General features: G+C 34.2%; 22 protein-coding genes and 2 pseudogenes. 7 read left to right on the top strand and 17 right to left on the bottom strand.

Annotated elements, in window-relative coordinates; translation table 11 throughout:
• Positions 1-216: 216 nt before the first annotated feature.
• From ACWNMZ_RS19320 to ACWNMZ_RS19280, 9 genes and pseudogenes are all read right to left on the bottom strand, one after another.
• A pseudogene (locus ACWNMZ_RS19320) lies at positions 217-351 on the bottom strand (GTP-binding protein); the annotation flags it as partial.
• Between the two features lie 163 nt (positions 352-514).
• The gene (locus ACWNMZ_RS19315; protein WP_449598804.1) at positions 515-1381 is read right to left on the bottom strand and encodes a class II fructose-bisphosphate aldolase; all 867 of its coding nucleotides are present in this window, start codon (positions 1379-1381) and stop codon (positions 515-517) included.
• 13 nt (positions 1382-1394) lie between these two features.
• On the bottom strand, positions 1395-2405 hold the full coding sequence (locus tag ACWNMZ_RS19310; protein ID WP_449598803.1) for a carbohydrate kinase family protein: 1011 nt from the start codon (positions 2403-2405) through the stop codon (positions 1395-1397).
• A 28-nt stretch (positions 2406-2433) separates the two neighbouring features.
• Positions 2434-3432 carry an ABC transporter permease gene (locus tag ACWNMZ_RS19305; protein ID WP_449598802.1) on the bottom strand — a complete coding sequence of 333 codons (999 nt, stop codon included), beginning with the start codon at positions 3430-3432 and terminating at the stop codon, positions 2434-2436.
• Between the two features lies 1 nt (position 3433).
• Positions 3434-4927, bottom strand: a complete 1494-nt coding sequence (locus tag ACWNMZ_RS19300) for a sugar ABC transporter ATP-binding protein (RefSeq protein ID WP_449598801.1) — start codon at positions 4925-4927, stop codon at positions 3434-3436.
• Positions 4928-5037: 110 nt separating this feature from the next.
• Complete coding sequence (locus ACWNMZ_RS19295; RefSeq protein WP_449598800.1) at positions 5038-5982, bottom strand: substrate-binding domain-containing protein; 945 nt, start codon at positions 5980-5982, stop codon at positions 5038-5040.
• 310 nt (positions 5983-6292) lie between these two features.
• Positions 6293-7063, bottom strand: a complete 771-nt coding sequence (locus ACWNMZ_RS19290; RefSeq protein ID WP_449598799.1) for a DeoR/GlpR family DNA-binding transcription regulator — start codon at positions 7061-7063, stop codon at positions 6293-6295.
• A 241-nt stretch (positions 7064-7304) separates the two neighbouring features.
• Complete coding sequence (locus ACWNMZ_RS19285; RefSeq protein ID WP_449598798.1) at positions 7305-8402, bottom strand: DUF4236 domain-containing protein; 1098 nt, start codon at positions 8400-8402, stop codon at positions 7305-7307.
• 186 nt (positions 8403-8588) lie between these two features.
• Positions 8589-9215: a metal-dependent hydrolase gene (locus ACWNMZ_RS19280; protein ID WP_048718181.1), complete on the bottom strand. Its 627-nt coding sequence runs from the start codon at positions 9213-9215 to the stop codon at positions 8589-8591.
• A 181-nt stretch (positions 9216-9396) separates the two neighbouring features.
• Here ACWNMZ_RS19280 and ACWNMZ_RS19275 point away from each other — a divergent pair, with 181 nt between their 5' ends.
• Together ACWNMZ_RS19275 and ACWNMZ_RS19270 are read left to right on the top strand one after the other, a co-directional pair.
• A complete protein-coding gene (locus ACWNMZ_RS19275) occupies positions 9397-9777 on the top strand; it encodes an SLAP domain-containing protein (RefSeq protein WP_449598797.1) in 381 nt (126 codons plus the stop codon).
• 128 nt (positions 9778-9905) lie between these two features.
• A pseudogene (locus ACWNMZ_RS19270) lies at positions 9906-10405 on the top strand (nucleoside deaminase).
• A 271-nt stretch (positions 10406-10676) separates the two neighbouring features.
• Here the strand turns inward: ACWNMZ_RS19270 and pth2 are convergent.
• The 3 genes from pth2 to ACWNMZ_RS19255 form a co-directional block, all read right to left on the bottom strand.
• Entirely contained in the window at positions 10677-11057 is a 381-nt protein-coding gene (pth2, locus tag ACWNMZ_RS19265; RefSeq protein WP_204375780.1) for an aminoacyl-tRNA hydrolase, read from the bottom strand.
• Positions 11058-11269: 212 nt separating this feature from the next.
• A complete protein-coding gene (locus ACWNMZ_RS19260) occupies positions 11270-12541 on the bottom strand; it encodes an erythromycin esterase family protein (RefSeq protein ID WP_449598796.1) in 1272 nt (423 codons plus the stop codon).
• A gap of 158 nt (positions 12542-12699) precedes the next feature.
• Positions 12700-14124 carry a glycoside hydrolase family 1 protein gene (locus ACWNMZ_RS19255; protein ID WP_449598826.1) on the bottom strand — a complete coding sequence of 475 codons (1425 nt, stop codon included), beginning with the start codon at positions 14122-14124 and terminating at the stop codon, positions 12700-12702.
• A 391-nt stretch (positions 14125-14515) separates the two neighbouring features.
• On the opposite strand from ACWNMZ_RS19255, the gene ACWNMZ_RS19250 reads away from it, so the two are divergent.
• A complete protein-coding gene (locus tag ACWNMZ_RS19250; protein ID WP_031537988.1) occupies positions 14516-14773 on the top strand; it encodes a hypothetical protein in 258 nt (85 codons plus the stop codon).
• A 196-nt stretch (positions 14774-14969) separates the two neighbouring features.
• On the opposite strand, the gene ACWNMZ_RS19245 is transcribed toward ACWNMZ_RS19250, so the two are convergent.
• Positions 14970-15494, bottom strand: a complete 525-nt coding sequence (locus tag ACWNMZ_RS19245) for a DUF6241 domain-containing protein (protein ID WP_053094391.1) — start codon at positions 15492-15494, stop codon at positions 14970-14972.
• A 20-nt stretch (positions 15495-15514) separates the two neighbouring features.
• Entirely contained in the window at positions 15515-16453 is a 939-nt protein-coding gene (locus ACWNMZ_RS19240) for a uracil-DNA glycosylase family protein (RefSeq protein WP_048719212.1), read from the bottom strand.
• 154 nt (positions 16454-16607) lie between these two features.
• Here ACWNMZ_RS19240 and ACWNMZ_RS19235 point away from each other — a divergent pair, with 154 nt between their 5' ends.
• Both ACWNMZ_RS19235 and ACWNMZ_RS19230 read left to right on the top strand, forming a co-directional pair.
• A complete protein-coding gene (locus tag ACWNMZ_RS19235; RefSeq protein WP_449598795.1) occupies positions 16608-17732 on the top strand; it encodes a helix-turn-helix domain-containing protein in 1125 nt (374 codons plus the stop codon).
• Between the two features lie 221 nt (positions 17733-17953).
• Complete coding sequence (locus ACWNMZ_RS19230) at positions 17954-18103, top strand: hypothetical protein (RefSeq protein WP_449598794.1); 150 nt, start codon at positions 17954-17956, stop codon at positions 18101-18103.
• A 183-nt stretch (positions 18104-18286) separates the two neighbouring features.
• Here the strand turns inward: ACWNMZ_RS19230 and ACWNMZ_RS19225 are convergent, their stop codons facing one another.
• Positions 18287-18436 (bottom strand): hypothetical protein, encoded by a 150-nt coding sequence (locus ACWNMZ_RS19225; protein WP_449598793.1) that lies wholly within the window; start codon positions 18434-18436, stop codon positions 18287-18289.
• A 195-nt stretch (positions 18437-18631) separates the two neighbouring features.
• Between ACWNMZ_RS19225 and ACWNMZ_RS19220 the strand changes: the two genes are divergently transcribed.
• Positions 18632-19027 (top strand): (deoxy)nucleoside triphosphate pyrophosphohydrolase, encoded by a 396-nt coding sequence (locus tag ACWNMZ_RS19220; RefSeq protein WP_449598792.1) that lies wholly within the window; start codon positions 18632-18634, stop codon positions 19025-19027.
• Positions 19028-19058: 31 nt separating this feature from the next.
• On the opposite strand, the gene ACWNMZ_RS19215 is transcribed toward ACWNMZ_RS19220, so the two are convergent.
• On the bottom strand, positions 19059-21869 hold the full coding sequence (locus ACWNMZ_RS19215; protein WP_449598791.1) for a DEAD/DEAH box helicase: 2811 nt from the start codon (positions 21867-21869) through the stop codon (positions 19059-19061).
• A 185-nt stretch (positions 21870-22054) separates the two neighbouring features.
• Positions 22055-22282 (bottom strand): hypothetical protein, encoded by a 228-nt coding sequence (locus ACWNMZ_RS19210; protein ID WP_449598790.1) that lies wholly within the window; start codon positions 22280-22282, stop codon positions 22055-22057.
• 161 nt (positions 22283-22443) lie between these two features.
• On the opposite strand from ACWNMZ_RS19210, the gene aiiA reads away from it, so the two are divergent.
• Positions 22444-23199 carry a quorum-quenching N-acyl homoserine lactonase AiiA gene (aiiA, locus tag ACWNMZ_RS19205; protein WP_048717817.1) on the top strand — a complete coding sequence of 252 codons (756 nt, stop codon included), beginning with the start codon at positions 22444-22446 and terminating at the stop codon, positions 23197-23199.
• Positions 23200-23320: the final 121 nt, after the last annotated feature.

The raw sequence follows: 23320 nt of genomic DNA, 5'->3' as shown, positions 1-23320 counted from the left end.
TCATACAACTTCTTGCTTATCTCTCCTCTTAAGAATTTAATTTTCTGTAGATGTATATTCTTCCACTTTATATTTATGACATTTAAAAAATTAAAATCACATCTAGAATCTTGCTTACTCTACATTGAATCCTCTTAAATACAGTGTTAAGCACAAATCTTATTTAATACTATAAATGGAAGCAAGAGACAGTTCCTTTTCCTACACTTCCATTCAGATTATAACCTCACTCATGTCATTGACAATTACCGCAACCTTCAGTCCATCTCTATTATGTAAAATATGATTAAGCAAAGTTGTCTTCCCAGCACCTAAATAGCCACTTAACACTGTAACAGGTATTTTTTTCATTTTATCACTCTTTCATTTCGTTTTTAAATCGTAATCATTACGATTTCTATATTAATCTCTTTTGGGGGAAAAATGCAAGTAGAAAATCAGGGAACTTGCTCTACCGTTTCCCTTTTGAAAATCAAAGAGAGAAGCAGACTACAACCGCCCCCCCTTCGTTCCTTCATTTATTTGCGAAAATGCTTATTGCTTTCTTTATATCTTGTTTGATGGTTTCTTTTGCTACTACGGTTAAATCATGGTAGAAAGGGTTCTCTTCTTTTTCTAAAAATGCTTTCGCAGCGTATGCCCCGGCCTTTGCTGCATAGCTGTAATAATTAATTTTTCTTACTCCTCTATTTATTACTGTTTTGTACTCTTCTTCACTTAAACCTGATCCTCCATGCATAACGACAGGTCTTTGAATATTTTCATAAATCCTTTCTAATCGATCAAAATCTAAGTTTGGTTTTGTCAAATAGATTCCATGGACTGTACCAAAGGAGGCAGCTAATGCATCGATATTCGTTTTCTCTACAAAGTCCTTTGCAATAGCAGGGTCTGTATAATAGTTTGCTGCATCCTCTAAAACATGTGAGTCTCCCTCATATGTTTCTTCTCCTCCAAGTCCAGAAGAAGTCATCACGCCAAGCTCTGCTTCTACAGAAACATTTTGTTTATGAGCATATTCCACTACCTCTTTCACAATTTGAATATTTTCCTCATAGCCTTTATGTGAGGCATCTATCATAACAGAGGTAAAGCCAATATCAATAGCCTGTTTCACCATTTCTAAATTAGTTCCATGGTCAAGATGAACAGCAATTGGCACAGATGCTTTTTGAGCAAACTCTACTAAGATAGGGCCCATTATTTCAAGAGGAATGATAGTATTATGCACCTCTGCGTGTGCCAGAATAATTGGAGCTCTTAGATCCTCCGCCGCTTCTACTACTCCTCTAACAGATTCTAATGTTGGACAATTAAAAGCCCCGACTGCATAGTTCCCCTTATCTGCTTCTATCAAAAGTTCCTTTAAAGTTACTAACATAGTAGCCCTCCTCCTATATTTCCACTTTATTTCTCTTCGGGTATTCCTGATACATCTTTACTAATTCATCATATGCCTTTACACCTGATGTTCCATCCGCCTCGAATAACGAGGAAGCTGCTGCTGCAGTACCTAATTGCATAGCCTCTACTAAAGAAAGCTCCTTCAACGCACCATATAGTACCCCGGATACATAAGCATCTCCTGCTCCAACAGTGCCTTTGATTGAGCTATTATCAATAAGTAAAGATGGTATACTATGAATCTCTTTTCCATCAAATCCAAAACTTCCCTCTGGTGTATGGATAACAACCCAATCCTTGACACCTAATTTTTTTAAGCGATATAACACTTTTCTAATATTGTGTTCAATCAGCTTTCCATCCCCATTCCTTAATGCTATGCCAACACTATTACCTGCTTCTAGTTCATTTATAATGCAATAATTCGTGAATTTAAGACAAGGTGGCACAAGCTTTTGATAGCGATCACTATTCTCACTGACAATATCAATAGACGTCTTGATTCCTAATTTTTGTACATTCCTTAACACCTTAGCCGTCTTTGTTCCATATTCTTTGTCTTCCTTATCTAGCCCATCTAATAATAAAATATAAGCGAGATGAAAAATTTTGGTGCGCAGCTGTTGATAATCTATTTTTGACTCATCGAAATAAAGAGCGTTTCCTTTATAAGTAAAAAATGTTCTGCTAGTTGCATCTTGATAAACATCGGTAAATGGTGTATCTCCTAACACTTTCACTTGACTACTATCAATATTTTTATAGTGAGATAGTCGCTCTTTAAGATAGTCGCCCCTCTCATCCTCTCCTATCATTGCTAACGTATCTATAGGCAACTCTCCATCTATTTTTGCTAAAGAAACAGCACAGTTAGATACCGCTCCTCCTATGGATCGCATTACGCTTTTTATTGTCGTCAGCTCTGACTGATTAGGGTATTTTTCAATTTTTTTTATTTCGTCAACAGCAATTGTTCCAGCGATTGTTATTCCCTCTTTCATCTAATCCTCCCCCCTATTCTATGTCCATTTATGCTTTTCTTCTTTTAATAACATCTGCATAGACAGCAACTAGAATTACAACACCTTTTACAATGTATTGCCAAAAGGAGCTTACTCCCATCAGATTTAGCCCATTGCTAAGCACCCCAATAATAAGTGCCCCGATAACTGTGCCGCCGATTTTCCCATAGCCTCCTGTCATACTCGTGCCGCCTAACACAACTGCCGCTATCGCATCTAATTCTGCACCTTCTCCCGCTGTTGGTTGACCAGAAAACATACGCGATGCTAACACAATACCTGCAATTGCAGCCATTAATCCACTAAATATATAAGCAAAAAATTGTACCTTTTTTATGTTTATTCCTGAAAATTTCGCTGCTTCCGCATTCCCACCCACAGCATACATGTGACGACCAAGTCGCGTTTTATTCATAATGAAGTAACAAATGATTAATAGAATTAAAAGGTAAAGGACAGGCATCGGCAATACACCACCAATATAACCAGATCCAATGAAATTGAAGGAATCAGACATAACTCTGACTGGCTTTCCATCTGTAATTACATAGGCCGCTCCCCTCGCTATATTCATAGTGGCTAGCGTAATAATAAAAGGAGGAATCACGGTTGTTGCAGCAACATAACCATTTAAAGCACCGATTAATAGCCCCACAAATAAACCAGCTAATACAGCTATAAATACCGGTGCCCCGAATGTTGCAATCATTAAAGTCGTAACTACTCCAGTTACTGCCATAATGGAGCCAACAGATAAATCGATCCCACCTAAAATAATAATCATCGTCATTGCCAGTGCTAAATATAGATTGGTGGACGTTTGTCTTAACACATTTAATAGATTATTAGAGGATAAAAAGTTGGGATTAATAATCGAAATAATAATACATAAAGCAAGTAACCCTATTAAAATACCTAAATTTTCTCGAATAAAGGTTATAATACTTGAACCTAAGTTCCATAAAAAGTTTTCTTTCTTTTTCTCCTTTAGTGCTGCTTGAGCCATCTTAATTACCTCCAGTAGCATAATGCATAATTACTTCTTGACTAAAGCGCTCTTTATTCTCCAATATCTTTTGAATTTTCCCTTTGTACATAATAGCTACTCTATCACTCATATTAATAATTTCAGGAAGCTCGGAAGATATCATAATAATGGAAACCCCTTTTTGCACGAGCTGATTCATAATCGCATAAATCTCCGCCTTTGCCCCTACATCGACTCCTCTTGTTGGTTCATCCAATATCAATACTTGAGGATTTGTCGCAAGCCATCTAGAAATCAATACTTTTTGTTGATTACCACCGCTTAAATTTTTTACTATTTGCCCACTATTTGGGGTTTTAATAGCTAATTCTTTAATAAAATCCTCTGCATACTGGTCTTCGATTTTCTTTTTTACGCGAAGAAATTTGATCACCTTATCCAAAACTTTTATCGTAATATTGTATTTAACAGACTGAATGAGAAACAGGCCTTCTTCTTTCCGATTTTCCGTAACATAGGCAATCCCGTGTTTAATCGCATCATTCGGGTTTTTTATCGTAATTTTCTTGCCGTCGCGATAAATTTCTCCTTCATCAAAGGGGTCAATGCCAAAAATACATTTCATCAGCTCTGACCTCCCTGCACCAACTAAGCCGGAAAAACCTAATATTTCGCCTTTATTTAATTGGAAGTCCGCATGATTCACATAATTTTCCCTTGATAAATTCTTTACTTCTAAAACTGTTTCTCCTACTTTAGAATAATCTCTAACATAATAGTTAGTTAGTTCTCTACCAACCATCATAGAAATTAGTTGGTTCTCCGTCGTTTCTTGCGTACGAACGGTCCCAATATAGGTTCCATCTCTCATCACTGTAATTCTATCTGTTATTTCAAATAGTTCATTCATGCGGTGTGAAATATAAACAATCCCCACACCTTGTTCCGTCAAATTACGAATTGTTTTAAAAAGAAAATTCACCTCTTTTTCCGTTAAAGAAGAAGTTGGTTCATCCATTAAAATAATTCTCGCTTGAAAAGAAACTGCTTTAATAATTTCAATCATTTGTTGCTGTGCAACATTCAACTCACTAATTAAACTCTTTTCCGATAAATCCAGCTCAAATGTATCTAAAAGGTTTCTTGCATTGGAAAACATTGTTTTTTTATCGACAAACCCTGTTTTTGTTAAAGGCTCTCTTCCTAAATAAATATTTTCCGCAATCGTTAAGTATGGTACTAAGATAATTTCCTGATGGATAATGCTGATACCATTGTATTGTGCATCTTTAACATCTTTTATCTCTACTTCTTGCTCGTCAATAAAAATTTTTCCTTCATCAATGGAATATATCCCACCAAGTATTTTCATAAGCGTTGATTTCCCAGCTCCATTTTCCCCTAATAGAGCATGCACCTCTCCCCTATTTAGTTCAAACTCCACACCCTTTAAGGCATAAACTCCTGGGAAACGTTTAGAAACATCCTTCATCTCTAATAATTTCGTAGACATAATCCCACCCCATTAAAATGTAGAAGGAGAATTCTATATACGATCCATTTTAGAATTGCATATTTCTTCTCCTTCTATTTGTAGTCGCTAAGAATGTATATTCACATCATTTATTGCCAGCCATCTGTTCCGTATTCCTCCACATTGTCCTTATTAATGATGAACGTTTCTACTGGAATTCTCTTTTCATAGTCTTCGCCTTTTAGTATTTTATAAGCGACTTCGACCGACTTTTCTCCAATAGAGATAGGCGATTGAGCTCCTGTTCCGATTAATGCTTCTCCATTTGCAATTGCAGTTTTCGCATCAGGTGATCCATCAACTCCATAAATGGCAATTCCTTCTATATTCGCAGCTTTAACAGCTGCTAATGCACCTAAAGCTGTTGGATCATTTCCACCCATTATAGCGATAATGTCAGAATGGGCTTGAAGGATATCCTCTGTCACCGTTAACGCTGTCTCTAAGTCTCCCTTGGCATCTTGCTGTGCAACAATCTCAAAATTTTCCCCTTCAATCGCTTCCATAAATCCTTCGATTCGATCATTAACTGAATTCATTGTTGGACTATCAAGGATAACTATGTTTCCTCCATCTGGAAAATTCTTCACTAAATCTTCTCCAGCAACTTTTCCGGCATTCTTATTATCTGAACCTACATAGCTCGTTATATATTCCATATCTTTCACTTCTGCATCGTAATTGATGATTGGGATATTCGCTTCCTTTAACATCGCTAATGCTGGTCTAATTCCTTCCCAATCAACAGGATTTAGAAAAATTGCGTCTATTCCTTGAGCAATCATATCTTCAATTTGATTAATTTGAAGCTCCACATCCATAGCAGGATTGGTCGTAATTAACTTATCTCCATTAGCTTCTACCTTATCTCTAATTGCTTTTTCTACTACTTGAAAATACGGGTTATTTTGTGTCATCGACGTATAGCCAAATACATATTGATCCTTTTCACTACTAGATTCTTCACTCGTATTACATGCAGCTAACCCAAAAGTTAGTACCAATGTCAATAATCCAATCAAAAACTTCTTCATACATATCCCCCTTGTTTATCGAAGTATTTATATATTAAAATCACCATTGTGACTTAATATCCAGATGCCAAATACATTTTTAAGCGCTTACATTTAATGCGTATTTAGAAACACTTTTGATTTTCACCAAAACTAATCAAAGGCTATTTACTTTCTATTCACATTTGATTCCATTTATTCATTAAAAGAGTTTCATCCATAAAAGGAGTTAAGAAATTATTGGTAGAGGTATTATTAAGTAAGAACGGATTGTAGTGTAATATGCTGAATTACATGCTTGTATGAGTAACAATTAATAGAAACACTCAAATCAATTGTTACTACATACTACTAACTCAACTCCACTGCTCTGAATTAACTTACAATATTCATTAGAGGGTTTTTTGTCTGTGATAATTCGATTTATGTTTTCAAGCGAGGTTATTTTGTGCATAAATTGAGTGTCAAATTTGCTATGATCTATAAGGAAGGTTATCTCTTTTGATTGCTTTATTACTTTTTGCTTAATCTCCACTTCAAAAATATTCGAGTTACTGAAACCTTGGTTAAGCGTGAAACCAGATGCAGCTAAAAAGGCTTTATCAAAAGAAAGATTGTTTAATGTTGAAATGGCAATTGGTCCATAAAGCGACGACGTGGACTCTCTTATCATGCCACCTAAAATAATTTTTTCCTTGTTTTTCCCATGAATTTTCGAAGCAACATTCAAGGCATTTGTTGTGATGGAAAGCTTTGCATCAACAGGTAGGTTTTTAACAAAATATGGAGTGGTCGTACCTGCATCTACAAAAATGCCGTCCCCCTCCTGAACAAATTTGACCGCCTTTTGCCCAATGAGTTCTTTTGCCCTTCTGTTTAATAATTCTCTCTTATTAATGACAATATCTTCAAAAGCGAGAATCGCACCTCCATATGTTCGTTTCAAAAATCCTAATTTCTCCATTTTATCAAGATCCCGCCTAATCGTCATTTCGACCACGCCAAATGTTTCTGTAAGGTCTTGAATCTTGATCTCTCCTTCATTCAATAGAAGTTGATAAATTTTATTTTGTCTTTTATTTAATTGCTGCAAATTTTCCATATTATGCAGTTCTCCCTATTATGTTCTTTACACCAAATGTTTGAATCAAACATTTTTTTGTTAACTAAACACATAATAAACGGAATTGCTATTTTTGTAAATGCTTTCTTTTCAATTTTTTAAATTTTTTATTTGCGTAAACTCTAGTTGTAGTATGTACCCAAAAGAATCAACTTCCAGGAAAATTTTTCATGATTAATAAAGCGTGAGTAACTATACCCACGCTTCTAACCTTATCCGCTTAATCAACCATAAGTCTACTAACTGCCTCAAACCCTTTTGTCTTTTTAAAATTCATCTTGTGTTCAAAGTTTTCTAATGCATCGGAGCAGTCAATATTAGCAAAATTTAATCGATTTAGTTTTCCTTTGTCCAATTTCACAGAAAGAATAGTGATTTTTTCCATATATCCAGTTGCAGTGTTTAAACGATTATCTATTGCATGTATGTAGACCGTATGTAGTGGTAATAGCGCAAACATATCACGGGCAATTCTTAATATACAGCTACAGACATAATCTTGCTGAATATCATAAAACTTCCCCTTCGGCATTTGCTTTCTTGATAATTTTCCAGTCTTTGTTAAAGATAATTGTTCTTTTGGAACGACATCCTCCGCATTTACTTCAAATTCGATTTCCATTACTTTCGGATCACCACAACTGAATTCAAATCCACTTCCAAATTCCGTTAAATCATCCAAAGGTGCAAATGCGTCAATGACTTGAAAATAAGTATCAATATCCCCTTCTAACACCTTTGTAGCAATCTTTATATCGCGCTCCCAAGTAAGATAATCCTGTTTATCTTCCTCTCTAGCAGCTATAACCTCTTCTCGTAACTTCTGTTCAGCAGATTGTCGATTAAAAAGCTTGGTAAGAACTCCTGGTTTATAATTTTGAAGCTGCTGTAAAGCTAGTTTTTCCTTTTCTCCCATTTCCCCACTAGGCAGGTGATAGGGCGCATCTGCCCCTCTTACTTTTATCCAATTAACAGGATCATCTGCTTCTATATGAATACTATGAATTCTTTCAATTGTATTTTCGTATGCTTCAACTGCAAGTCTCGCCTGCTCTAATTCATTCAGTTTATCTAATTCACGTTGCCTTCTATTTATATCCGCCTGCCTTTGATAGGCCGACGACTTTCTATTCCTGCCACCTGACGTGGTATAAGAGACACCAGTTCCTGGGATACTAGCAGTCACTCTACTTCCTGTTCGTGAGTTAACACTATATCGTAGCCCTTTTACACCAGCGCTTACCCCAACACTCTTTTTTCCAACATTCACCCGAACACCAGGAGCTATTTTAAAGCTCTTTCGAAAACCAAAGCCCATATTTAAGACCTCCCTTTTTCCATATTATAACATAAATAGATGGTAACTTCGATTCTATCTAGGTTAGAAATATCAACATATTGCTTTAGAGCCATATAGAAAGAATCCCCTATTAAGATTGCTATAATAGGGGATTCTTTCCATCCAACTTAATATTATGTATAAAGAAAGACAAATAGTAAACTATTAAAATTCCTTTGATGTCAGTGGCAAGAATAGCTTAACGCCTCTTTTGTTAAACGGAAAAATTTTTAAATCTGCAATTAAATGACTGATATATCCACCAATACAAGTATAGTATACTCCCTGGATGCCAATGGAGTTCTCTACATTTGCGGCAATGATTCCAAAAAACACAACACCCAAAATAGAATGAGTATAGCTACGATGAGAAGTAAAGGATGCAATCATAATATAGACTCCTAGAAGAATAATCCATCGTTCCTCAACAGAAAGTCCTCCCATCAGCACGGCAATCCCTGTTATTGTCAGCATATGTTTTTGTTTAATTAACGACGCGATAAACAAAATCATAATACCTATCCCGACCCCCATCCACCTCTCTACTGCTACTTTCTCGAAGAAACTATATAGCACCATAAGTATTCCGATTACCTGTGCAGACAATTGAATCATTTGATGAGGTAACGTAATTTTACCACGAAGCTTCCCGTCAATATCCAGATCAGGCATTAGTCCAGAAACGGCTCCTAAAGTGACACACACTAATGTCTCTGTTGGTGTGGATTGCACGGTATGAGCAACAATAAATCCTGTTGCTGATCCAATTACAGCATGTGATGTTCCATTCAAGTTGATTCCACCCCTAATATTTAATAGTTAATATAACATTTACTATTCTACACCAAAACATTTGTTCTGTTTAGAGGGAAATTCATAGTGGAATATATATGATAGAAAGAAATAATTAGATCGTATAATAGATTCTTTCTCTCACTTATGTTACACTTCACTTCAAAAGGTGGTCATAATGATGCAGGAATTACAATTTGAATCTGCCTGGGACAAGCAAATTGCCCCGCAAGATAGAGAAAATATAGAAAAAATCTTTAAGGAAACAAAACACATAAACAGTTCAAGCGTTATTTTTTCTCCTATCCGAGAAGCAATCAATCATAAGGATGCACTACTTGTTTCCGTATTGGTTCATAATTTCACGGAATATCCCCTAAGCTTTCAAAATACACTATTATATTACAGTGTTAATGATGAAGTGATTGCAGAAAAGGAATTCACACTGCCAGACCTTGTCATTCCTTCTCATGTCAGTATGCCTTGGACATTTATTTTCCCAAAGGATAGTTATAGAATGCAAGATTCATTTAAGCATGGGAGATTAGAGCTTAAGTATTAATAGAAAATAAAATGGGGTGTTAACTAGCTAGAACGGTTAACCCTCTTATTTTGTCTCCAACAATCATAATAGGATAATTATGGTAGAATAAAACAAACGACACTTCAATTAGTGGAGGCTTAATAACCATGAATTTTGACTTAGATAGGTACTTAGCATTACAAGAAGCTGAAAATGCATTACTTGAGAACACATTTACCCCATTGGAGCTGTAATAGTTGATGAAGATAATAATATAATTTCCAAAGGACGAAACCAAGTGCATCCACATCAAGATGCAACGGCACATGCTGAAATTATTGCGATAAGAAATGGCGGTCCGGCAATTTTACAGGGAAAAGTAAGTCGTCAGAAATATACTATTTATACCTCTTTAGAGCCTTGTCCGATGTGTACAGGGGCCATCTTATTTGCCAATATGAAAAAGGTCATCTGGTTATTAAACGATGACATAGGATTTGGAGGCTATAGAAAAATAAAAGATGCTAATCTATTTGATGAACGGTTCGATGAAATCGAGATGGTGGAAGAACCTTATGAAGATTTGAAAAGAAGACAACAAGAGCTACTGAGTAAATGGTCTACTAATCCAAATCATATCGTTCACTTGAGAAATGCTTTAAAATAAATGAACCTTCTATCAGTGGGATTTCCCTTCTTCCCCACTGATAGTTAGTTGTTCCTTTATAGATAATTGAATTCCAACCTATCTTCTACAAATCTACTATGCAAGAGTTGTGAGCCTTATTGACGTTTATGAGTTAGTGAAAAAACTAGCTGTGTTTGCTAGCCTTTTGGAAGAACTCTAATGATAGATACATCTTTATATCCTATAAAAAAATTCTCTATGGAGAGGGCTGAAACTTCTTGAATGAAAACAATTTTTGCTTTGATCCAACTCAAAGCAGTTGTAAATGCCCTGTAATTTCATCTACATTGTTTCTATATCCTAAAATGGCTAAACAAGTATCTGTCTTTTCTCCATGAAACATGGTCAAGCCACTGTCTGTTATTAATTTAACTGCTTCTCCCTTTTCGATGGCTCTATTTTTCACTTCATGTAATTCGTCTAGACTTTTGACGTAGACACATATTTTAGTCGAAGATTCGCTGAACCATTTTTCTAATATCGCTTGTGTATGCACATCTTCGCGCTTTATCATATCTAATACTAATCCTAAGCTTGCGTGACTACCTTGGGCTACATATTTCCCCTTTGTCATACACAAATCTTTTCGAACTACAATAACCATTTTTGTTTCTGTTGCCTTCCTCTCCAATTAACGTCACCCTCTATATATTATTCTTCGGAACTTTTTTGTAATTTTCAAAATTCAAGCTCCGATTGCTATACTATTCCGTGATAAATTTATTTGTTACTTGTTTAAATAAAATCTTACCTAAGATGAAAAAAACCAAAAAAGCAAAAATCCCTTCACTTTTTTGGCTGATTATTTTTCTTAAATCATAAATGTCCTTTGCTAATCTAATTTCATCCCTCGCTTGAAATAGCAATCGGTGTTACTGCCTTAGATCGATCTACATAAATAAATCCATTATAGCGGACTGAAACTTTTGATGGTACATAATTCCCATAATGTTCATATGCTGCCTCATAGATTACCCCTATGGCACGATGACCGATTGTATGCTCAAAAAAGTAACGGTTTTCCTCTGTAAAGGTTAGATATTTATTAAAGGAGCCAGCACGATGAAGTTGTGCTTCCCAGCTATTAAGTTGTGCAGGAGGAATATCCATTATTTTATAGCGATCTCCCCATTTTTCTGCTGCATTGACGGTCCCCTTGTAGGTACCAAAACCAACTGCATACACATTTTCTGCTCCAAATTTTTCTTTTGCAATTTGCCCAACATTCACTAATCCTTCTTGTTCCATACTAGTAGCTCTTGCATCACCAATATGCGTATTATGTTCCCAAACAATCCCCTTTGCTTCCTTCCCATAAAATTGGCTGACAATCTCTAAAGCTTCTACCATATGATAATCACGAATATTCCATGATTCGATATCGTCTGTAACCATTGCTTTATAATAGGCTTCTGCATTTTTGGATACTAACCCATTTATTTGTAAATTAAGGTAGGACTCTTTATCCTCTTCCATGTATTGCTTTCTTTTCGATACAATAGAATTTAGAAGCTCTAATACTTCCTCTCTACAGCTTTCTCCCAAAAAAGCCGCAGACATGCCATATTGCTCTGGCCTTTTGTTATAGGGGTGAAAACAAGTAATTGCTTGCATCGCTTTATCCAAATCTGGTGAATTTATTTTTTGCAAATAAGCAACAATAGACTCCATCGATTCCCATAAGCTATAGACGTCTATGCCATAAAATCCAACCTTGTCTTCTTCCTTTTTATCAAAATTATATGCTTTTAGCCACTCAATAAGGGGAATGATTTCTTCATTTGCCCACATCCATGTTGGCCATCTGTGAAACTGAGAAAGTACTTCTCTAGCATGAGAATAATTTGAATGCCCTTTTACATACTGGTTCACTTCATAACAAGACGGCCAATCTCCTTCTACTGCAATAAAAGTAAAGCCATGATCTTGTATTAATTTTTTACTGATTTCTCCTCGAATGGTATAGAATTCTGCTGTACCATGGGTGGCTTCTCCCAGTAATATGTATTTTGCTTTACTAGCATTTTCGATTAAACCTTTTAAATCCTCTATATCATGAAAAGGCTGACTATATTGTTGGATATTTTCGATTGTCTTACTGATTTTTGTGACCATTTTTGTTCACATCCTTTCATTTGCTATTTCCTTTTAATGAATTCATTTTATTTTGTTCATTTAATTGCAAGGTATACTCCTTTATATTTAGCAAAACAAGGTATAAAGGTAAAAAAAGAAGGTGGAGACTCACGAGGCACTCGCTAGTCTCCACCTTTTTATCTATTTTCCCCATTCGATTCGATTACTTCTTTATACCAATAAAAGCTCTTCTTCTTGATACGGCGAAGGTCGTGCGTTCCTTCTTCATGCTGATTAATATAAACGAAACCATATCGTTTTTGGAATCCGTTCAACCAGCTTAGAAGATCAGTAAACGACCAAACACAATATCCCATTAAGTCTACTCCATCTGTAATGGCTTCTTGCATCGCGTTAATGTGAGCGCGGATAAAATCAATGCGGTAATCATCATTGACGATATTGCCTTCTTCCAGCTTATCAAAGGCCCCTAAACCATTTTCACTAATGAGAATAGGTAGATGATAGCGATTTGTAATTCTTCGAAGCGCTATCCGTAATCCTTGTGGATCAATATTCCAATCCCAATCCGTTCTTTCTAGATTTGGATTCTCGACTGTTTTATACACACCAGGTATTCCGGAATCCTGAGAAGTACCTTTTTTCCCAGAAGTGTTCATTTCAGCACTACCTACTCCGCCTTCTAACGGATTTTTCTCAAAGGTCGTTGTTTGATAATAGTTAAGTCCCATGAAATCAGGAGTACCTTCTCTTAATAATTCAAAATCCCCTTCTTCCACCTCAGGAGTTAATCCATTTGCCTCTAAATAGTTCCATGCAGCTTCTGGATATCTTCCCCAAGCATAAATATCCATCCACCAATGGCTATTCAATTCCTCCGCATTCTCTGCTGCAATAATATCTTCTGGTTTTGAAGTTAAAGCATATGCAGGAGAATAAGCAAAGCTAGGACCAATTTTTCCATTTGGAACGTATTTGCGGAATGCTTTGATAACACTAGCGTTCGCTAAGTTCGCATGGTGATTTACTTGATAGAATCTCTTTTCATCTGTTACTCCAGGTGGATGTACAGCCATTCGGTAGCCTAAGCCAGTGAAAATATTTTGCTCATTTAAACTAACCCAATATTTCACTCGGTCTCCAAACTGTTTAAATAATTCGATACTATAATTCGTAAAATCCTCAATAATCTGGCGAGATTCCCACCCTGCATATTCATCTTGAAGAACTTGTGGAAGATCCCAATGATAAAGAGTAAGAACTGGCTCAATATTATACTTGATTAACTCATTAATTAATTTATTATAGAAATCAATTCCCGCTTGATTTACTTCTCCTCTTCCTTCTGGAAAAATACGAGTCCAAGCAACGGAAAATCGATAAGCCTTCATTCCCATTTCAGCCATCAGCTGCACATCTTCTTTATAACGATGATAATGATCTACTGCAACATCTCCATTTGTTCCTTTAAATGTTTTTCCCGGAATCCTAACAAATTTATCCCAATTTGAAACTCCTTTGCCATCCTCATTCCATGCACCTTCTACTTGATACGCTGCAGATGCAGCACCCCAAAGAAAATTATTCGGGAACGCTTTCATTGATTGATGAATCACTTCGCTCAACTCCTTAAATTCTTAGAAATAATACTCCTATTATAGATATATATTCTTAGCTAACATCCTTTTTTCATCACTACACATTTAGATACTGTATAAAACCACGTATAAAAAGTATAGTTCATTATAAAATAAGTATATACATTTAGTATCATTTTCGCAATACATAGCTATCATTAACTTAGAAAACCTTTACTCCCTCTATGAAAAATAGACATATTTTATCACTTATAAACCATAGGAAATCTTACGCAGAAACAATTTAATAAATGAAAGAATCATAGATTAGGAATGAAGCTTCCTTACTTAACATGAGCATGTATGAAAAACTTTTAGAATACAATATAATGAAGGAAAAGGAGGAGATATTTTTATGGAGTTTTCTTTATTTTGGGTAATAAACATTTTAATAACAGTTTATTTAGTTATAGATTCAAAAAAACAAGGCAAAAACCCTGTTCTATGGGGAATCATGGGCTTTCTGTTTGGAATCATTACACTTTCTATTTACTTGATTAGAACAGATCGAAAAATTTTAGGATGGATTTTACTCGTATTAGCAATAATATTCATGCTACTATTTATCCTATTTATCATCGCCATTTTGTTTATGTCTTTTTCTTACCTTTAATTCTCTAAATTAAAACCCAAATGGTGGACATATTTTATATGTTGTCCTGATTTTGGGTTTTAGATTAACCTATTATTTTAAGTTCTTCCTTTTTTAAATCGTCTATTCTATTTCTATAAAAAATTCCCCTCCCTCCTTATTACAAAAAAAGAGTCAGGATGTCCTTCTGCTATTCCTGAACTCTATATAGAAATTCTTATTCCATTTCTTCTTCTGTAAGCAATCTTGTTGCTTTTCCAATTGTTCCATCCTGGAGATTCCAAATGTCATTATGATCCTCAACCGCATTGCTAAAATCATTTTCCTGCCATCTTTCTAAAATAGATAGGTATAACCTGCTATTCTCATAAACATCAGTGTTTTCTTTTATTACTTCCAATAAGCGAGCAATTCTTCCTTGAGTTGGTTCTATAGAACCCCATTTTTCATCCGCATAAACTTTTGTATGGCTCATCTGATGAATAGCATCTTGGATTTCTAATTCTTTCATATTGTTAGGAAACTCAGAAATAAGCTCCAAATCCGCTTCTGGATCAGTGGAAGTAGTGGAATTATTATTATCGATTTCTTCACTCTTATCATCTTTCTCACTATTTACTGTCATCCTTTTTTCTGGCTCTGGCTTTACTTCAAAGTCTGTATCATTACTAGAAAAAAAGTAAACCCCAGTTCCCACAACAACTAAACTAACGAAGATTATTATAGCGAATTTATTTTTCATTATGACCTTCCTTACATGTTTTATTTCAACAGCTGTTCAATAACTTGTGCAACTCGGTGATCATATGGTTGAATTTCATCTGCAAGAGTTTCTAAACGTCTTTGACAATAAGCTTCCTTTTCTTTTAGATCATTTCCTCTTTTCAGTTCGGCTCCGATAATCTTTAACTGTTGAATCAATTCATCCATTTGCTCTTTGGTAGGACTGATTGCAGAAGTTGTTTCTGTAAAGTGACCTTTTTGTGCAGCATTTGCTAATTGCTCCTTAAAGAGATGCTGGTAGGTTGCGTAATGACTTTTACGATGTCCGTTTGCTCCTGAAGGATGAGGAAAATTAAACAAAATTGTTTTATTTTCAATCTTACCTTCTTCTACTAAGTATTGAAGTAAATCAGAAACTGCTTTTCCAGTAGGAATAATAACAGCATCTTTTAAACTGTTAAGTTCAGGGATTAACAGTTCATCTATCATTCTAGTAAAAATCGGATGTCCCATTAATTTTGGTTGACTTCCACTATAATTCTCTCCATTAATAAACACAGGGTATCTTAACACAGAAGATGTATGTAACAAGGAACTCTTCACATTAAATAATTGTTCACAACTATCAATGCCTAAATGTTTATGTAGTTCTATTCCATCAAGCATTTCAATGAGGTTCTTCCTCATTGCTCCACCAAAACTAGCATCGTATTTTGCATGATACTGTACTTGCTCCTCATCCTCTTTGTCCATATGATGGAGCACATAATTATAAGCCAACTCCATTTGCGTCCATCCAGGAGTAATTCCTAATATAACTACTTTAGCGCTTTTGTTAATATAATCGAAAGGGGCCCAATATACTTCTACCTTTTCATCCTTAGCGTACAAAAATCTCTCAGACATTAAATCTCTTTTTTCATACGTTTCTTTAAGTGGTGTTTTACACAACTCACTCCTATAATTTTCAAAACTCATTCTAGTTCCTCCTCCAATTTAACGATAATAATCATACCAATAAAAACCAATAACACTTTGCAAACAAAATAATAACACGAGTAAATATCACTGTCAATATTTTTCATAATATGTTATTATATCGGTAAACTAAATGCTATAAAGGGGATAGGATATGCCCAATTCTATAAATGAAAGAATTAAAAATAGAAGAAAAGAATTACATTTATCTCAAGCTGAATTGGCGAATCAAATTGGATTAAAGCCACCTGCTATTAGCCAATATGAATCTGGTGCAAGAAGGCCTTCCTTTGAGATTATTCAAAAACTAGCATTTGCTCTAAAAGTAACGACAGAATATTTAATTTCAGGTGTAGATCAAGTAAAAGCACAGCATTCGATTAATTTATCTGATCGTTTGTTCCTAAATATCGTTAACTCCTTATCACCACAAGATAAAGAAAAATTAGTTGAGTATGCAGCTTTTTTAGCAACTGGTAGAAAAATTAAAATGGATATACTATATGAAACACCAAAAGAATATGCGGAAGCCATTTTAACAGAAAAAGTAGAAGAACCGTTACCCATTGATTTATATAAATTAGCAAATGAGTTAGGAATAAAAGTTTTGGAAGATGATTTAGAGGAAGCAGAAGGAATTTATATACAAAGTGAATTTCCCATTATTGTATTAGCTCGAAGAAAGAAACACGAGCACAGAGCTAGATTTACATTAGCCACACTTATTGCACATCATGTTTTGCCATGGCACCTAAAAAATAAATACTTTTCCAGAAAATATAGGAATAACCAAGATAAAAATCAGCAATTTGGAGTATCCTCTCTCCTAACACAAGAAATCGAAGAAATGGAAGCACATCAGTTTGCCTCCACCCTTCTTATTCCAACAAATCATTTAACTATGGAGTTCACAAACAAAGTTGTAAATATAGAGACCGTTCAGCACTTTGCAGAAAAATATCACGTTACGTTATTCATGTTTTTAAATAGATTAGTTGATTTTGCACCAGAAAAATATGCAGTAGTCCAATCAGATGGCTCAAATATTATGAAAAGATTCCAAGGAAATCGAGCGCTAGTATCTAAATTACATACTAATAGCATTGCCGCAAGCTTTTTTCATAAACCTAGTACACAAATAGAAGTAAGACGAAATGAAGTCCCAGCATCCTACTGGTTTATAGACAGTAAGATGAATGAAACGGTTATAGAGGAGTCTGTGTATAATCCTGATATGGGGAGAGTTTTGAGTTTGATTACTATTTTGGAGGAAAAATAAGAGCTGTCCAACCGTCCATTAATGACGGTAGGACAGCTCTTTACACTTATGACTAAACCGAAAGAGACTCCTCTGCTATGTCATATTATCCTAGCAATTAGACATCTTTGACCTGAAGCTTCGTTGTTTATCCGTCTGAAAATCAACTTTTTCTCCTCTTTTCTTTAACATAATATCCGCCGTTTTAGAAATAATAATAGTTAAAGAAAGGAGGGAAAAGTATGACCCAAAATAAAGAGAACTTAAATTCCATTATGAAACCAGATTTTGCAGGAACGGATGCACAAAAAGTAAAACAAGAAATTCAAAAAGATGTAAAAGCAGGAGATGGCGCAATGACTTCTAGGGAGGCAGGACATATGCGCGACTAAGAAAACCACCTTATTTTCCACTATGGTTAAAGGGAAATAAGGTAGAATTAAAACTTATAGTTGATTCATATTTAATTTAGCTTTAATAAAACCAATCTTCTACTTCTACTAAATATATTTTTCATGAAATTCACCACGTTCTTCTGTTTTTTGTTTTCTAATTTGGTCAACTTCTTTAATGCTTTATTGATGATAGTTTGCTAAAGCATGTAAAATCTCTAAAACATCTGCTGATTCTTCTAAAGCACTATCACGATTTGGGACTTCTAAGTATTCCTTTAATTCTTCTAGGCTTTTTATTCTTAACTCTTGAATGTATTCTGCATCAGACAAGTTTTCAATGAAAATTCTTTCCTGTCGATGTGATAATTTGCGATATTTTGTCTCTTACTAGTTTGTTGTAGACTGGCATTTTTTATAATTTCTTTCGGATATAATTACTTTTTATTATATGAAAATTCTTTCTCCTTCTACTATTTCAATGCTATGATTATAAAGAACATTAATTTCTTCAGGAGGATCCACCAATTGAAAAAAACAGTAAATGTAGTAGCAGGAATTATTGAAAACGATCAAAAGGAAGTACTATGCGCACTTCGATCACCTCAAATGACTATTCCAAATAGATGGGAATTTCCTGGTGGCAAGGTAGAAAAGGGAGAGGATATCTTTACAGCACTCGAAAGAGAAATTAAGGAAGAACTAGGATGTATGATAAAAGCAGAAGAGCTTTTCCATGAACATACACATGAATATGACACTTTTATTATTACTTTATTATGTATTAATGCTAAAATTATCGACGGAACTCCAATGGCTAGTGAACATTCAAAACTAGTATGGCTAAAGAGAGAAAATTTGGATTCATTAAACTGGGCACCTGCAGATATTCCAGCAGTTACTGCATTAATAAATGAAAAGTAAAAAAATGCTAGGATTTCCCCCTAGCATTTTTTTACACCTTTACTACAAACTCATTATAAATGTTAGTTGGTAATGTATGCTCTAACTCCATAATAACAGTAATTGGTTTATCCCCTTCAAATTCTATCGTATTCCCTTTCCCTATATAAATATAAGGCTCTGTTTTGCCATCTATCTCTTTATATTTACGAATGAATAAATGTAAATGTATCCCTCTTTCTTTATTGTAAATAATATTCTTCCCTCTATCAGAACTTTGACTAGTACTATTTGGAGTTTGCCATTGGAAAGTACTCTCATCAATCATCATATCTTTATAATTTATACTTTCTTTAATGTCTTCTTCCTTGTGAAGATCTATATAAAGAAAATAGTCATTACCATTTGTTAAAAGTCCCGATCCTCTAAAGGAACTATGAATTTTACGATAATTAGATAATAAAGCGGCATCAATCATCTGATATTGTTCGTATAATTTAAAATGCGGGATGCCATAATATGTATCTTTAAATTCCTTTTCATATCGGAAAATTCCATACATTATACAATCTTCTATATAAATTCGAAATTTTTCCTTTTCCAATAGTTGCTTAAAAGTCTCTGTTTTAACAATTTTATTATGCTCATATATACAAAGTTGAAGCTTTCCTTTTTTTTGCATACTATCATAATAATTTTGGTTTAAGTTTTCAAAAGCATGGATTATGCTGTCGTCATCCACTCTTTCCACATATTTCAAAATTTCCTGTTTTGCATCTTCCAGAATAACTTCATTTGTTTCTAACAAAGTTTTTAATATAACAAACTCATATATTCGTTTAAGAGGAAGTTTACTGGATAACTCCTTTAATGCACTTTCAAAATTAGTATCCAATAGTAATTCTTTAAGCTTATTATCTTTTTCTACTTTCGCAACAAATTGCAGATAGCTTTTTTCTTTATCAATAAATTTAATTGGATCTGGTGCTCCATCATATTTTAGATAATCCACTAAAAATTTTGGAGTTTTCTCACTGTTGAGTTTCTTAAATTCAAAATACTCTTCTTTTAAATACTTCATAGAATTAAAGTTCTCTTTGTCAATTTGGGCTAAAATTCTTTCTTGTGAAATTCGATCCATTTGTATATGTGTACTACCTGGTATGTTAGCAAAGCCTGTTGCAATAGCAACCTTTAAACTTTCTTTATCGTAATATTTAGTTCCATTTAAGGCGATGGCGATTAAAAAAGTTTTATTATGATTTCCGATAAAATCTAATACTGTTAGAAAGCTTTTCCCCTTAAATTTCCTTAACCCTCTTCCTAATTGTTGAATAAACACAATTGGCGAATTAGTAGGCCTTAACATAAGAACTGTATTTACGGTAGGAATATCGACACCTTCATTAAAAATATCGACGGAAAAAATAACTTCCAATTCATCAGCATCATCTTCTAATTTATTGATATAATGTGACCTTTGATCAGCACTCATTTCTCCAGTCAAACAAGCACTTTTATAACCTCTTTTGTTGAATTCCTCTGTCATAAATCTCGCATGCTCAATACTTGCACAGAATCCCAAACACTTTCTTTTTTTACCATCATGCTGATAAAAGAGCATTTTCTCAATAATAAAATCTACTCGCTCATTAACTTTTAGTCTTTTCGTAATTTCAGCAATATCATTAATATCCACATCACTTAAATCAACTTCTTCTATATCCGTGATTCCAAAATAGTGAAAAGGAACAATTAATTCATCATCTAACGCCTCATGTAGACGTACTTCAATGGCAACATTATTGTCGAAAAGATCAAAGACATTTTGATTATCTGTTCTCTCTGGTGTGGCTGTCATCCCAAGTGTAAATTTAGGATCGAAATAACGGATGACAGATTGATAACTATTACTCGTTGCATGATGTGCCTCATCGAATATAATGTAATCAAAATAATCTTTATTAAACTCACTATAGCATTTGGATAAAGTCTGGATCGTTGTAAATATGTAATCAGCATTTTTCTCTTTATGATTTCCCGTTAATAAACCAAATCTAATATTCTCATTTGGTAATAGTTTTTCAAACGTTTCTTTAGCTTTCTTCAATATTTCTTCTCTATGTACAATAAACAGCATTCGTTTTGGCTGATATTGTTTTACATCGAAAGCGGACATATACGTTTTACCGGTACCAGTAGCAGCAATAACTAACGCCTTTTTTTCACCGAAAGATCGTAACCGATTTAAACTTTCCATTGCTCTTTTTTGCATTCTATTAGGAATAATATACTCACTTTTTTCATATATAAGCTGATGGTTTTTATCCGTATAACTGATAATAGAATTTACAAACTCCTCGTAGTCGTCAATAAATTGATCATCTGCTTCTGTTGTTATATCCCATAAATGATCATATTCCTTTTTTACATTATGGATAAAAGGAGTATCTTCCTTAGAGACGATTTTCACATTCCATTCAACATTACTTTTTAATGCACTCTGAGTAATATTAGATGAACCAATAATGACCTTATAGTTCTCTTTATTTTCTAAAATATATGCTTTAGTGTGAAATCCTGTTTCTTTATCCGTAACATACACTTTTAGATCTATATTACTAAATTCATTAATTTTTCTTAGTGCTTTGCCTTCCGTAAAATTCAGATAGGTAGATGTAATAATCTTCCCTTTTACCCCATTCATTTCTGCCTCTCTTAATGAATCTAAAAGCAACTGTAATCCACTGAAATTAACAAACGCTACACTAAAATAAAATCTTTCACACTCTCTTATAGCTTGTACTAACTCTTTTAATAAATTTCCATTATCTGAGTTTACGATTAATTCCTTTTCTGTCATTACGTAGAGTCTCCCAATTTTTTTATATTTCCTATCTTTTCTCTTTACTTTTATCCTAACCGAAACTATTTAAATAAAAACCATCTTCTAACTCATTCTTTTTAATCTATTGGGTTTAAGTTATATGTAAATATTATACAAGAAAAGATGCACCTAGGAATGTGCATCTTACATTAACTTTCTATTTAATAGTTATATTCTCTTTTTATAATTACCACTAGTTGTTTTGCTGTTTGTTCGTCCATTTGAAGTGTTTGACTTACTACACCTTTATGTAATCTTTCTGAAGAACCATATGTATTTATTTGTATATATTTTTTTCCACCACTTATTAGTGTATTATACGAACTTTCAACTTCTGTTTGCAATCTGGAATTTCTTGAGATTTTAGTCAAATTTTTTATTAATGCCACAAATACTCCTCCAATCCTATATGTAATTACTTAATACCTAGTAACATATTACCATAAAAATACAACTACATGGCACGATATAAAGTCAGTTGTTCAAATTGCTAAATCTATGACATAATGTTTTTAATCTGATTATTCTAACTATTAAGGAGTGGTACTAAATGATAGAAAAACTTTACTGGTTACCTACAGGAAAATTAACGCTAGATCATTCTTCTTTAAATCAAAAATTAGAGCCTGGAAAGCTTGTAACCTTACAAATATGGTCCTATCTGCTAGAAACAAAGGATGGCCCTATCCTTATTGATACAGGTATGCCAGAATCGTTTATTGAAAATCCAGGTTATTTTGATTATACGCCATTTGAAGGGTTGTTCTTACCTGATATGAGAAAGGAAGATCATATTCTTTCCGTATTAGATAGAATTGGCTATAAACCAGATGACATTCAAGCAATCATTTCTTCCCATTTACATATGGATCACGCTGGTGGAAATCCGCTGTTTCCCAAAACACCTATATTTGTTCAGCAAGCAGAGCTGGATGTTTCTATTGGAAACGAAGGATATGCTCCACCAGAATGCACGCAAGCAGATTTAAATTATAAGGCCATTCAAGGAGATTATGAACTCATGCCTGGAATTCAACTTCTCTTCACTCCTGGTCATACACCTGGACATCAATCAATTCTTGTAACTACGAAGCAATCTGGGCCTATTTTATTGACGATTGATTTAGCCTATACAAAAGAAAATTATGAAGATGACATTCCATTTGCTACATTTGATCAACAAATAGCTACTGAATCGATTAGAAAAATTAAAAATCTTATGGCCGAAATACGTCCTACTCGTATTTTTTATGGGCATGATTTGGTCCAAGCAACTACACAGAAGACTTACCCAGACTTTTCTTAGAGACAAACTTCAGATATAGTTTATTACAACTATTATAACAGTGCTATCCAGTTTCATTTTGATAGATTATGAAAAATCCACTCTAGAAAACAACAATAGTACCTGTCACCAAATAAGGTGA

This window comes from Niallia sp. Marseille-Q9988, assembly GCF_976954375.1.
The sequence above is the reverse complement of the archived record's forward strand: the minus strand, read 5'-3'. Positions and strand labels throughout refer to the sequence as shown.